12 protein-coding genes and 1 pseudogene are annotated in these 12,165 nt (G+C 66.3%); 7 read left to right on the forward strand and 6 right to left on the reverse strand.

Going from position 1 to position 12,165, the window contains the following annotated elements:
* Nucleotides 1-137: 137 nt before the first annotated feature.
* The 4 genes from IEZ13_RS31550 to IEZ13_RS31565 form a co-directional block, all read right to left on the reverse strand.
* On the reverse strand, nt 138-482 hold the full coding sequence (locus IEZ13_RS31550) for a nucleoside/nucleotide kinase family protein (RefSeq protein ID WP_183223055.1): 345 nt from the start codon (nt 480-482) through the stop codon (nt 138-140).
* A gap of 67 nt (nt 483-549) precedes the next feature.
* Nucleotides 550-1,751, reverse strand: a protein-coding gene (locus IEZ13_RS31555) for an IS3 family transposase (protein ID WP_372441906.1) whose coding sequence is annotated in 2 segments (ribosomal slippage) — nt 550-1,460 and nt 1,460-1,751 — 1,203 coding nt in all. Because the reading frame shifts where the segments join, the coding sequence is not laid out codon by codon here.
* A gap of 326 nt (nt 1,752-2,077) precedes the next feature.
* Nucleotides 2,078-3,094: a tyrosine-type recombinase/integrase gene (locus IEZ13_RS31560; protein ID WP_183223056.1), complete on the reverse strand. Its 1,017-nt coding sequence runs from the start codon at nt 3,092-3,094 to the stop codon at nt 2,078-2,080.
* On the reverse strand, nt 3,084-3,470 hold the full coding sequence (locus tag IEZ13_RS31565) for a hypothetical protein (protein ID WP_183223057.1): 387 nt from the start codon (nt 3,468-3,470) through the stop codon (nt 3,084-3,086). Before IEZ13_RS31565 ends, IEZ13_RS31560 begins: the two co-directional genes overlap by 11 nt.
* 440 nt (nt 3,471-3,910) lie before the next feature.
* Between IEZ13_RS31565 and IEZ13_RS31570 the strand changes: the two genes are divergently transcribed.
* The 4 genes from IEZ13_RS31570 to IEZ13_RS31585 all read left to right on the forward strand — a co-directional run bounded on the left by IEZ13_RS31570 (nt 3,911) and on the right by IEZ13_RS31585 (nt 8,348).
* Nucleotides 3,911-4,354, forward strand: a complete 444-nt coding sequence (locus tag IEZ13_RS31570; RefSeq protein ID WP_183223058.1) for a hypothetical protein — start codon at nt 3,911-3,913, stop codon at nt 4,352-4,354.
* Nucleotides 4,351-5,385, forward strand: a complete 1,035-nt coding sequence (locus IEZ13_RS31575) for a tyrosine-type recombinase/integrase (protein ID WP_229795305.1) — start codon at nt 4,351-4,353, stop codon at nt 5,383-5,385. The genes IEZ13_RS31570 and IEZ13_RS31575 overlap by 4 nt, the downstream gene beginning before the upstream one ends.
* A gap of 462 nt (nt 5,386-5,847) precedes the next feature.
* Complete coding sequence (locus IEZ13_RS31580; RefSeq protein WP_183223059.1) at nt 5,848-7,917, forward strand: GNAT family N-acetyltransferase; 2,070 nt, start codon at nt 5,848-5,850, stop codon at nt 7,915-7,917.
* Nucleotides 7,917-8,348 carry an ASCH domain-containing protein gene (locus tag IEZ13_RS31585; protein ID WP_183223060.1) on the forward strand — a complete coding sequence of 144 codons (432 nt, stop codon included), beginning with the start codon at nt 7,917-7,919 and terminating at the stop codon, nt 8,346-8,348. The genes IEZ13_RS31580 and IEZ13_RS31585 overlap by 1 nt, the downstream gene beginning before the upstream one ends.
* 235 nt (nt 8,349-8,583) lie before the next feature.
* Here IEZ13_RS31585 and IEZ13_RS47995 read toward each other — a convergent pair.
* Nucleotides 8,584-8,898, reverse strand: a pseudogene (locus tag IEZ13_RS47995) (methyltransferase); the annotation flags it as partial.
* 241 nt (nt 8,899-9,139) lie between these two features.
* Between IEZ13_RS47995 and IEZ13_RS31595 the strand changes: the two are divergent.
* On the forward strand, nt 9,140-9,538 hold the full coding sequence (locus IEZ13_RS31595) for a hypothetical protein (protein WP_183223061.1): 399 nt from the start codon (nt 9,140-9,142) through the stop codon (nt 9,536-9,538).
* A 201-nt stretch (nt 9,539-9,739) separates the two neighbouring features.
* On the opposite strand, the gene IEZ13_RS31600 is transcribed toward IEZ13_RS31595, so the two are convergent.
* Nucleotides 9,740-10,876 (reverse strand): HNH endonuclease, encoded by a 1,137-nt coding sequence (locus IEZ13_RS31600; protein ID WP_183223062.1) that lies wholly within the window; start codon nt 10,874-10,876, stop codon nt 9,740-9,742.
* A gap of 484 nt (nt 10,877-11,360) precedes the next feature.
* Between IEZ13_RS31600 and IEZ13_RS31605 the strand changes: the two genes are divergently transcribed.
* Nucleotides 11,361-11,585, forward strand: coding sequence for a KTI12 family protein (locus IEZ13_RS31605; RefSeq protein WP_183223063.1), 225 nt, complete (start codon nt 11,361-11,363; stop codon nt 11,583-11,585).
* Between the two features lie 81 nt (nt 11,586-11,666).
* Nucleotides 11,667-11,975 (forward strand): MazG-like family protein, encoded by a 309-nt coding sequence (locus tag IEZ13_RS31610; protein ID WP_183223064.1) that lies wholly within the window; start codon nt 11,667-11,669, stop codon nt 11,973-11,975.
* Nucleotides 11,976-12,165 lie beyond the last annotated feature (190 nt).

A 12,165-nucleotide genomic window follows, 5' to 3' on the forward strand; every position in this document is an offset into this window, starting at 1 on the left:
GTCACCGCACCCCTGAAAACCAGCTAACCAACTCTCCATCAAACCCGGGGCTTGACAAGTGTTGTTCTCGTCGTCTCGGTGGGGATCCAGGAAAACGAAGACCACAGCCGCGGTGATCGGCATCCATACGACCTCGATCAGTCGGCGAAATCGGCCTCGGAGAGACCCGCTCGCTGGACCGCGCCGCCGTACCAGCCGTACGCAACGGTGGACCACCACCAGCGATCCAGCACCAGCGCTTTGACCTCGGCCGCAGCAACGAGCGTGTCGTGGGTCTCGGCGTGGCAGGCGAGATGCGCCAGCTGCCGAGCAAGCCCCGACACAGGTCCCTCGTGCTCGAGCAGCGAATAGACGCCTCGCGTGAACGGGGTAGATCCCGAGGGCATGTGAACCAGATCCGCAGAAGCCGGCTCGACGACCTGGGTCAGCATGTCCAGCTGGGTGCTTTTACCGGCACGGTCCAGACCCTCGAAGACGATCACGGAGCCCGGCACCAATCTCAGCCACGAATCTTCGGGCCTTACCCCCGGAACTTGGACACGGCGGGGTTTATGCGGCTTGGGGGATCGTAGTTGATGTTGCGGTGGTCCGCTCGTAGGTGATCGGCGACTGCTGCCCGAGCCGGGAGTGGCGGCGGACGGTGTTGTAGCGGTGCAGCCAGCGGAAGCTGGTGAGTCGGGCGTCGTGTTCGTCGGTGAACGCGCGGCGGCCTTGCAGGGTTTCGCGTTTGAAGGTGGCGTTGAACGACTCGGCGAGGGCGTTGTCGGCGGAGCTGCCGACCTTGCTCATGGATTGCCGGACGCCGGCAGCCTTGCAGGCGGCGGCGAAGTCTTTCGAGGTGTATTGGGCTCCGTGATCGCTGTGGAAGATCGCTCCGTCCAGACTGCCGCGGGTGCGCTGGGCGGCGTGCAGGGCGTCGGTGACGAGTTCGGTGCGCATGTGGTCGGCGATCGCCCAGCCGGCGAGGCGGCGCGAGTGCAGGTCGATGACGGTGGCCAGGTAGAGGAACCCGCGGTCACCGACCGGTAGGTAGGTGATGTCGCCGACGTAGCGCTGGTTGACGGCCGGGGCGGTGAAGTCGCGGCGGATCAGGTCCGCCGCTTTAGCCGCGGCCGGATCCGGCACGGTGGTGCGGTGGCGGCGGCGTAACCGTAGGCCTTGCAGGCCGATTCCGCGCATCACCCGCTCGACACGCTTGTGGTTGACCGGTGTGCCCTGGTCACGGAGTTCGGCGGTGATTCGCGGCGCTCCGTAGGTGGTGTCGGCGGTGTGGATCGTCCGGATCTGGGCGGCCAGCATGGTGTCGGCGGCCTGCCGGGCCGCCCGGGCCGGTGCGCCGGCCTGCCAGTAGTAGTAGCTGGACCGGGCCACGCCGAGGATCTGGCACAACCGCTTCACGCCGTAGCGTTGCTGGTGGTCGGCGACGAACTGGAAGCGGGTCACCAGCGCGTCTCCCCGGCGAAATACCGGGCCGCCTTGCGCAGGATGTCGCGTTCCTCCTCCAGCTCACGCACCCGCCGCCGTAACTCGGCGTTCTCCGCCTCGACCGAGCCCGCCTCCGCGGTCGCGACCGGTGCTGCCGGCCGGCCGGTCCCGTCGCGACGCCGGTCGTCGGCGCGGACCCAGCTACGCAACGTCTCCCGGTTGACGCCGAGATCATCGGCGACCTGCGCGATCGTCGTACCCGGCCGGGACCGGTACAACGCCACCGCATCGGCCTTGAACTGCGCCGGATAGTGCTTGTTCGCCATGGTGTTCCAGGACTCCTGATCTCCCCGGACCTCACGATCCAAGGTTCAAGTGTCCAAGATCAAGGGGGAAGGCCCCTTCCACATCTGAGACAGTGGATGGCTGATTGCCGTCAGCGTAAGACCAGAATCCCCTATCGGACAGAGCCTCTCGCTCCGCTGGCCGACGGAGTCTGATGGCACGGGTCTGACGCCAGCGGCAGTTAGCGCCCGGTCAGCCGTGCTTGCTGACCTGCTGCCTCGGTGTTCCGGTCCGCGCCCTTTGGTACGGCCTGTTTAGCCGGTTCTGTCGGCGGCGATGCGTCGCCTTGAACACTGTGGCTGCCGCGTCAGGTGAGGAAGCCGAGGTCGTTGGGGTCGAGGGCGAGTGGGTGGGGTTCGCCGGTGAGGGTGGCGAGGGCGGTGGCGACGGCGTGGAGGTCGGCTTTGATGTAGGTGGTGGTGGCGGGGCCGGTGTTGTCGGTGTGGCCGGCGTAGGCGCGGGCGATGCCGTAGCTGAAGTTGCGTTCGACCCAGGTGAGGGTGGTGTGTCGTAGCCAGTGGGTGGAGATGCCTTGGGCGGCGGCCCAGGGTAGGTGTTCGCCGATGCGTTTCCATAGCTGGTCGTAGCGGCGGGAGCTGATGGGTTGCTGGTTGCGGTAGCGCAGCAGGGTGTCTTCGCCGAGGATGGCGCCGCGGGTGTGGGCGTGTTCGGCGAGTCTGGTGGCCAGGCTGAGGGTGATGGGCTGCCACCGTACGGTGTCGCCTTTTTCGCGGAGCAGGACGAGGCCGTTGGCGGTGTCGAGGTCTGCCAGGCGAAGGCCGAGTGCTCCGCCGCGGCGGCAGGCGGTTTCGGTGTGCAGGCGCAGGATCAGGCTGTCGAGGATGACGTCGTTGCCGGTGGTTCGGGCTACTTCGGTGATGGCCTGCATTTCCCAGGGCAGTAGTGCGCGTCTGGTGGTGGGTAGGCGGCGTGGTTTGAGGACTTGGTGTGCGGGGCTGGAGCCGGTGGGGATGAGGCCGTCGGCTTCGGCGCGTCGGAAGAAGGCGCGGGCTGCGGCGTTGCAGGTCTCGCCTGCGTGCCGTCCGCCGCGGTAGTTGCGGCGTCGGCGGGTGGAGTGGGCGATGCAGTCGCGCTGGAGTGCTTCGACGTCGGTGGCGCGGATGCTGTCGACGCGGCGGTCGCCCCAGAGTTCGACCATGCGGGTCCAGTAGGTGCCGTAGGTTCTGGTGCAGCCCGGGCTCGCTGCGGCGTAGACGTGGGGCAGGTACTCGCGGACGGTTGGCGAGCGGGTCGGCGGTCCGGTGAGGTTGAGACCGAATCTGGCGAGCATGGCGCGGGCGGTCTGCTGCGGGTCAGCCGTCATCGACGGCCTCCAGGTGTGCGTAGTAGTCGGTGAGCAGGCCGGTGACGGATGCTTCGCTGTGGACGACCAGGATGTTCTGCGCGGGCACGGCCACGAGCAGGAACGGCCCGTTGCCTAGGCCAGCGAGGGTGCGGGTGGCCGCCGGGATCACGAGCTCGCCGCGGCAGCCGATTGTCGCCCGGCCGGTGGGGGAGCGGGTGATGACGACGATCTCGCCGATCGCCGTGTGGTCGACGCGGTCGCCGGCGGACCATCCGAGAGTCCGGAGCAGGTAACGGATCGAGAGTCGCCCGGAAGGGTCGGGTCGTGCCGTGTCGAGCCGAAGCGCCTGCGGATCCTCGCCTGCCGGCGGCCGGACCTGAGGCAGTCGAGGCACCACTATCGGTGCGGACGTATTCGGCCGTCGTCGTGTCGCGGGCGGGATGAGCGCGCCGATCAGTTGCTCGGTGTGGCCGGACTGGACCAAGCTGTCAGGCAGCCTGCGTAAGGAAGTAGTCACGCTGCCAGGATCCGCGTCGTGGCGCCTGGAAACGCCGAAAACAGCAAGGTCGGACTGATCGACCGGCATATGATGCCGTCAACCCAGACCCGAACACAAACGGCGGAAATCCACGCATAGCGTGAATTTCCGCCGATAATTGTGTCCGAGGGGGGATTGAACCCCCACGCGTCGCAGCCGTGCCTCATCTGATGATGAGGGGTTCAAGTGCGCTTGAGCAGGCATTTCGTCGCATCGGTGCGGCAGTCTCGCGCCGCTGACCGTAGTAGGCGATCGGCGTGGTGAGGGCCATTCCGCTACCCGCGCTGGTGCCGCGGATGAAGGAGGGGGACCGCGAAGGCCAGCGCCGGGAATCGGTCCGGCGGACGGCGGCGAGCCGGAGCCCGTTGCCGTTGCCGGAGGCGCCGCCACCTCCGCGCCGGGATGCGGTCTTCGGGATGTGCGCGCTGGACGACAAGGGCCGCATCTCTGATGCCAGGGTCATGGCGGCGCTGGACTGGGAGGCCGGGCAGCGGGTGACCTTCACCGCCGCGCATGGAGTGATCGTGATCGACGCCGACGACGCCGGCGGCCAGGCGGTCTGCGGCCGCGGGTGCCTGCGGCTACCGGTCGGTCTGCGCCGTGCAGTCGGTATCGGGTTGAAGGAACGGGTGCTGCTGGCCGCGCTGCTGGAGCCGCGCCGGCTGGTGGTGCATCCGATGGTGCAGCTGGATCGATGGTCGCTGCCGGTACACGTGGCGGTGCTGGGCGGTGAGTCGTGACGTCGGCGCGGGTGCGGCCAGAGGTCGTCGAGGCGGCGCGGACGCTGCTGGATCAGATGGGCATCACCGCCGAGGACCTCTTGCAGGCTCCGGGTTCGCCGTCGCAGGTGCCGACGTTCGCCGAGTACGTCCCGGTGGTGCTTGCCGCGGTCGGGGACGGCGCGCGGCGCACGTACGGCAACTATCTGCACAAGGTCGTCGACCGGTGGGGTGAGCGGCGCCTGGACGAGGTCACGCCCACCGAGATCGAGACGCTGATGCGTCAGTTGCAGGGTGAGGCGGTCCAGCGGCGTAACTCGCGGGGCGGGTCGAGTACCGGTGAGCATGTGATCGCTGCGTTGCGGTGTGTGTATCGGCGGGCGGTCGCGGATCGGCTGATCGCAGACGCCGATGATCCGGCGCGGAAGGTGGCCAAGCCGCGCCGGCCGACCTCGCAGCGGATCGCGTTGCCGGACGAGCGACTCAGCGAGCTGGTGGTGGCGGCAGCGGGTGGCCGGGATCCGGAGCTGGACGCGTTGATCGTCCGTTTCCACATCGAGACGGCGTGCCGACGTGGTGGGTTGCTCGGGTTGCGCCCCATGGACTTGGACGTGCAGCAGTGCCTGGTCATGTTGCGGGAGAAGGGTGGGACGTTTCGGTGGCAGCCGGTGTCGCCGACGCTGATGACGTTCCTGCTGCACCATGTCGATCAGCGCAGCGCTGCCCCGGATCAGCGGTTGGTGCGCTATCGGGATGGGCGTCCGATCGGTGCGCGCCGTTATGACGGCCTGTTCAAACGGATCGCCTGTGACCTGCCGTGGGTGGCTTCGCAGGGGGTGTCGGCGCACTGGCTGCGGCATACCACGTTGACGTGGGTGGAGCGGGTGTACGGCTACGGCGTCGCCTTGGCTTATGCCGGGCATGCCGAGTCACCTAACGACACCGGCACGACGGCCCGCTACGTGAAGGCGACCTTGCAGGAGGTGGCTACGGCACTGGCCGGTCTGACCGGAGAGCCGCACCCGTTGGCTTTATCGGAGCAGGAAGAGTAGGGGCAATGGTGCGGGTGGGGAGTGATAGGCGATCCCCGCCCGCACCAGATGCCCTGAAGATGCAGCGGCCCGGGTGAACCCGCGGAGGCCGGACCGCGGGTGCCGCTCCGGACCGTTTGACGGCCTATACGGGACGTGGCCCGGCCGCTCCTCGTCCTTGACCGAGTTTGACGGCCACCATGTCCTCACCGCTCCGGCCCGGGGCTGGCGCTGCTCACCGTTGGCGCTTGTCGGTCTCCAGCGACTGCACGGTATCCACTCGCATTGTCAGAGGAGGATGTCGAATAGAGCGACGCTGGTGGACGCTGCGGCAGAGGCTGGTTGCTGTCGTGGTGTCCGTCCGCCGGAGGTATGTTCGGGTAGCGGTAGAGCCATCAATGCTGCTGAGTACCGATACCGGGAACGTAACTCCGAGGACCTCAATGTCTTCACTGAGTACAATGGATCGTGCACACTGCGTACATGTCGGCGAAGCAGGATGACGGAATCTCCGAATCGATCAGATTAGGAAGGCCTGACTCGCAGGACCGCGATGCCATCGGGGCGGCGATCCAGCTGGGGAATGCGGCTCGCTCAACGCTCGGGCACATGCCGTTCTCCGCCTATGACAGTGCGGCCGACAAGGGTGTGCTGTTGCTGGCCTATTGCGATGATCTGGTGGTGGGCTATGCGCTGTATGCACTGGCTCGCCGTCGTGTGCGGCTCAGTCATCTGTGTGTCGATCCGGTTTGGCGCGGTCAGGGCATTGCGCGGCTGCTCGTCGAGGAGATCAGCCATCGTCACCACGACCATCTCGGGATCGCGGCACGCTGCCGACGGGACTACGGGCTTGGTGAGATGTGGATCAGTCTCGACTTTTCTCAGCGCGGTGAGCGGCCGGGCCGGAGCACGTCGGGGGAGCCGCTTATCGACTGGTGGCGTGATCACGGCCATCCCAACCTGCTGTCCGCGGACGCTGAGACCGTCCTGGTACGCGCAGCGATCGACATGAACGTGCTCCGCGATCTGACTGAGGACGGTCGGACCAATGCTGACGAGTCACAAGCGCTTCTCGCGCCGCATCTCGTGGGCTTGCTGGAGATCGTGCGTACAGCGGCGTTGAACACCGAAATCGACCGCATGGACAGTGATCTGCGGGCCCGGTGCACCGACCGGGCGCAAAGCTTCCCGACCGTACGTTCCGATCATGGCCTGCGCGGCAGGATCGTCGACGAACTGCGGCAACATACCCGGCCGCTCGATCCTCGAGATCCAAAGGACGGGCGAGATTGGCTTGACCTTCACCACGTCGCCGACGCGATCGCCGCTGGGCTGAACGTCCTGGTGACCAATGACCGTGAGTTGACCCGCATCTACGGGAGCGTCGCCGAGCGGCATGGGCTACGCATTCTGCGGCCGGCCGATGTTGTCGTTCACATCGACGAGTTGGCGCACGCCGAGGCGTACCGACCCGCCAGCCTGCAGGACACCGGCTATGTCGAACGGCGCCTTCGCAGTGGGGAGAATCAGAGCGTTGAGGCGTTGCGCAACAGCACCACCAACGAGCGACCGAAGGACCTACAGGCCTCGCTGAAAAGTCTCGCCCTCAGCCGCGCGCAGCGGTTCGGGATCTATCAGCCGACAGGCGATCTCGTCGCCGCGTACGCCACGCTCGATGAAGCCGGGGTGCTCCGAGTGCCGTTGCTGCGGGTGGCGAACCGGCCGCTGGCCGACACCCTCGCGAGACAGCTGCTCTTCCGGCTGCGTCAGCAGGCACGCCAGAGCAGGCTGGCCGTTATCCGAATCGCGGATTCCCACCTTTCCTCCCAGATTCGGCTCGCGGCGATGAACGACGGGTTTCACGAATCCGACGACGGCTTCTTCTGCTACGTCATCGACTTCGTCGGTCCGGCATCCGACGTGGAGCGCGTGGCGAATTCAGCCGCCAGGGTGGCCGGAATACCCGAGCCCGTCCCGTTAAGATCTGGTATGCCTACCGTCGCTGCCGCCGAACTCGAACGAATCTGGTGGCCGGCCAAGATTACCGACAGCGAACTTCCGACGTACCTCATCCCCATCCAGCAGTCCTACTCGACGCAGCTTCTCGGTGTCCCTGGCAGCATTCTGCCCCGTCATGAAGTCCTCGGTCTCAGCCGCGAACACGTTTACTACCGCAGCCCAGGCGGCACCAGGCCGCAAGCACCAGCGCGGCTGCTCTGGTACATGAGCGAGGGCGGGCATATCACTCAGCAGCCTGCCGGCATCATCGCGTGCTCCCAACTCGACGCAGTCGTCACCGCGCCGGTCGACGAGCTCTACGACCGGTTCCAGCATCTCGGCGTCTGGGACCGCAACACCGTGCAGCAAGCAGCTCGCGAAGGCATCGCACAGGCCCTGCGGTTCACCAACACCGAAATCTTCCCACGCGCTGTCCCTCGACACGCCCTCCGCCGCATCGCGACAGAACACGGCCGACCGGGCAATGCACCACAACAACCCACCCACATCCCCGCGGCCATGTTCGCTGCCCTCTACCAGGAAGGCCGATCCTGATGCCTGCCCAGCGGACACTGCTGCTTTCGCTGCGTCCTCGTTTCGCCGCCGCCATTCTGGCCGGCACAAAGACCATCGAGATCCGCCGCCGGCCGGTGAACGCCGCACCGGGCACCGCGATCATCCTCTACGCCAGCTCCCCGCAGATGGCCGTGGTCGGCACAGCGAGGCTCGCGCACATCACCGTCTGCCCACCGGACGACGGCTGGCGTCGCTTTCACCACGAGTTTGGCCTTGGCCGTGATGAATACAACGAGTACCTCGACGGTGCCGTCAATGCCCACCTGCTGCACGTCACTGCGGTCAACCGGCTCAACGAGCCCCTGCCCCTGAGGCACCTTCGCGAGCAGGCACCGTTTCAGCCTCCGCAGAGCTTCCGCTACGTGGCTGCGGGTGACCCCGAAGGCCTTCGTGATCTTGTCGTCCGGTGACGTCGCTTCGGGCCGTCCGTTCGTGGCAGGCATCCGTCTTTACGACTTGAGGCTGCCCAAGTAGCAGGTTCACTCGAACCGTTCCCGGTGTTGTAACGGGTCCGGTTGCGACACCAGACCAGCCGACGTGTCGGCTGCGGGTTATCGGCGGGTCTGCGCATACTCCCCGGGCGCGGAGTCGTGCTTCAGGTAGCCGATGATGAGCTTCGCCGATTGTTCCGGGGCTTTGATCACCTCACTTGTCAGTCCGGCCTGCTAAATCAGGGCTGTCAGTTCGTCTGAGGTCTGGCTTCCGCCGCCGTCCCACAGCACGAGCGCCGACAGGTTGTGCAGGGTGATGAAGACGGGCGCGGCAGCTTGGCTCGAGAACGTGTCCGCGTACGAGGACTTGGCCGCCGAGTGCCAGTGCGGTACGGGCGCGGCTCAGGATGTCGGTGCAGGCGATGGGACTTTCCTGGTGCAGGATGTTGGGCAGCAGGACGGCGTCGACGTCGGTGCCGAAGTGGTCCTGGTAGTAGTCGCCTTCGCGGACGGTGATCCGGTCGGAGAGGCCCGCCTCGGCGCGCGAGCTGAAGTATCCCGCCGCCCTCGCCCGTTAGTGGCTCTTCGCCCTCGATGTTGCCGCCCGCCACGTTTCGCAGCCCTCGCCGTCCGTCGCCATCCGCAGGCTCAAGCACGACCTCGGCGGCTGATCAACGTAGTCGCTCCATCAGGTGATCGCCGTCGATGTCGCGTAACCGACCGTAGACGTCACGGTCACACCTACATTCGAACCGGATGAGGTGGTCGCGATGACGTCGCCCGTCGATGCCACAGATCTGATGTCTACCTGGCTGAGCACCACGCCGACGTCCTCCCGGGTGCGTGGCCATCCGGAGGCAGCGCCGGTCGGGTTGTTGCGGTTCGCGTTCTACGGCCGGATGTCGACCGTCGAGTATCAGGATGATCTGTCGTCGAGGGGCTGGCAGCGTGACAGCGCCCTGCACCTGATCGCCGGTCATGGCGTGATCGTCTCCAGCTACTTCGACGCCGGATGCTTCGCGCAGTCTGCCATGGTCGCGGCGGCCGCAGGCGGCTGCCCTGTTGGCCACGGTCGCCGAACCGGGGTGGCCATTCGACGCGATCGTGGTGGGCGAGTTCGAGCGGGCCTTTTCCACCCGGCAGTTCAAGGATCCGTTGCCGGTCTTTGACGAGCATGGCCCGGATGGTCCCGGCATGTACGGCGCCGGAACCATCCGCACCGACCGTGATTACCCGGCCACACCTTGGCGGGGACATCGGCCAGGGGCCTGCCTGGGCCGGAACGCGACATGCTGGTTGCGGCGAGGCGATCGGCCGGTCGCTGAGATGTCTGCGTGCGGCGGCCCCGATTCGGGCGGGCCATTGCCGCTTTACTGACTCGTGCAACGCGTCAGCTGGCTGTCCCCGCACGTCGAGGTCCCGTCCGCCGTCCGCGATTGCGTCGGCCTGTGTCGAAACGTCCAGAGAATGGCCTTGAAGTGATCCCAGCCGAGGATCTCAGCGGTCCGGGCTTGCGGGGTCCCCGGTGAATCGGTCAGATCCCAGCCTCCGGTGACGCGGAATCGGCCGTCCATGCCGACCTCTCCGTTCCACGACTCGGCGGTCGCGGGATCGTCGGCGCATCGCAGCACCGATCCTCGGAACCCGCACCGGAAACGACCGGTGAAACCGGCGTACAGCATCGCCGCGTCACGTTCGATGGTGATCGCTTCGACGATCACGCGGAACTCGATGCAGTCCAGATCCGCCACCCGCGACGATCCGGTCCAGGAAGCCTGTTCGTTGGGAGAGACGGTTTCGACCTCGGGATCCTCAAGACTGGTGCAGGCGTGGCGATGAATCTGCCGGCCCAGATCATCGACGGCGGCGCCGAGGACCGTCTCCAGCGTGCAGCCGCCGACCTTCTCGACAGTGGCCTCGGCGGCACGCCCACGTGCATCGAGAACGATGTCGACCGCGACGTCGGGGCGCTGGAGGCCAGTCGCGATGCCGGGGACGATGTTGAGGGCCCGGGTGACGAGGAAGTCCGCCTTGCTCTCGTCCAACAGCGCCAGCTGTTGCACTACCCCGGGCGCATGCTGCTCGAATGCGGTCCTGGCCGCGGAGTCGTTGAGATCCAGGTTGCGTAGCGTACGTAGGGCACGACCGATCGACTGCGTAGTGGCCAACCCCCGGACCATCGCGGTTACCGCGGCCTCACGTTTGGCGGCCTCACGAAGGTGGATGCCGAGCAGGCCGGCTCCGAGAACGTGGAAACCCTTGCGTCGGTTGCAATCGGAACACGCCGGAGCGAGATTCGCCGGCGCATGGAGATCGAAGTGTTCAGGCAGACCGTGTTCATACCTGAGCACCCGAAAATCGGCGGCAGCGATGGTGTGCGCGATCAAATGGTCGATCTGGATGTCCTGGAACAGCTTCGGCCGCCCACAGAGGTAGCACTTAAGCCCCCACACCTCGTATAACGCGTCACGCAGCACGCCGTTGTCAGCGTGCGGGATGTACCTCACCGTTGTGATGCTGGATCCGTCCGGTCTGCCGAGGTCGCGAGGGTTTGCGAAGCTCACAGGCATTCCTCCTGCTATTGGGCGCCTTCCCCGTGGACAAGCCCGGTTGGAAGAATCGAACGGGATCCGCCCCACCGTGGGGTGCCCCGTCGTATGCCGACGACCCTAGCCGAGCCGGCTCGAGGTTCCGCGCAGAGAGAACGCGAGGCGCCGGGCCCGGTGCGCTCCGGCCACCCGCTACCCGCCACGACACCATTGTGTTCGAAGGCTGCGACGGCGCCGGTGCAACCACCCTCGCTGAGGCCACCGTCCGGTACACCAACGCCGCGCTCATTCATTCGACGCTCACCCCGCCGGGCATCGACCTCGTACCACCTACAACTGCTTTCTCGACCGAACCGGCTGGCTCGTCTTCGATCGATGCTTCCTCAGCGAACTCTTCTACGGACCGCTGTATCGCGGTCGAACCCGGCTCACCTACCAGCACATGGCGACCCTGGTCAGACGTGTCGTGTCCCGAAACGGCATCTTCGTCCACGTCACCGCACCCGCCACCGTGATCCGCAGGCGACTCGCTGCCCGCGGCGAACAACTCCCCGCGCCCGACGAGATAGCGCTGGTCTGCCACCGCTACGACGAACTCTTCCGAGCCGTCCGCACCATGGCAGATGTCCTGCTCATCACGTCCGATCACCCAGACGAGGACGCCTGACACGCCGGCAGCGGGTTACCCGCGCCGCCCGAGCCCGATAAGATTCCCCGGCTGTAGCCCGCTGACCTCCGGAGGCACACCTTGGAGATCAGGTCCGCCCAGAAGCTGACCTGGGAAAACAAGCTGGCCAAGGGTTTCAACACCAGCGAAGTGCCCCTAGAGTTCTGCCTCCTGCAAGGCGAGGTCGCCGAGGCCTTCGACGCATGGCGCCGCACTCGCGACAACCTCGGCGAAGAACTCGCCGACATCGCCATCTACGTCATGTCACTGGCTGAAATGACCGGCGTTGACCTGCAATCGGCGGTTGAGCAGAAGCTCGCCAAGAACGCCAAGCGCACCTACGTCAAAGACGAGACCTCCGGAACCCTCGTCAAGGTCGATCCCGCATAGCCGCTGAACACAGCCCATTCCGCAGACGGGTAGGCCGCCCGGAATACCGGACGAGCCCTCCCCGGAACCGGTGGGCCGCTTTCGTTGGTTCCCGTATCGGCGCACGAGTGACCCACCCTATCCGGCAAAAGTTTATTAAACGGACATGGTCAAGCCTGTCTCCACTCCGAGTCGGATGAGACTCCATGTA

The organism is Actinoplanes campanulatus, assembly GCF_014647795.1.
Taxonomy (GTDB): Bacteria; Actinomycetota; Actinomycetes; order Mycobacteriales; family Micromonosporaceae; genus Actinoplanes; species Actinoplanes campanulatus.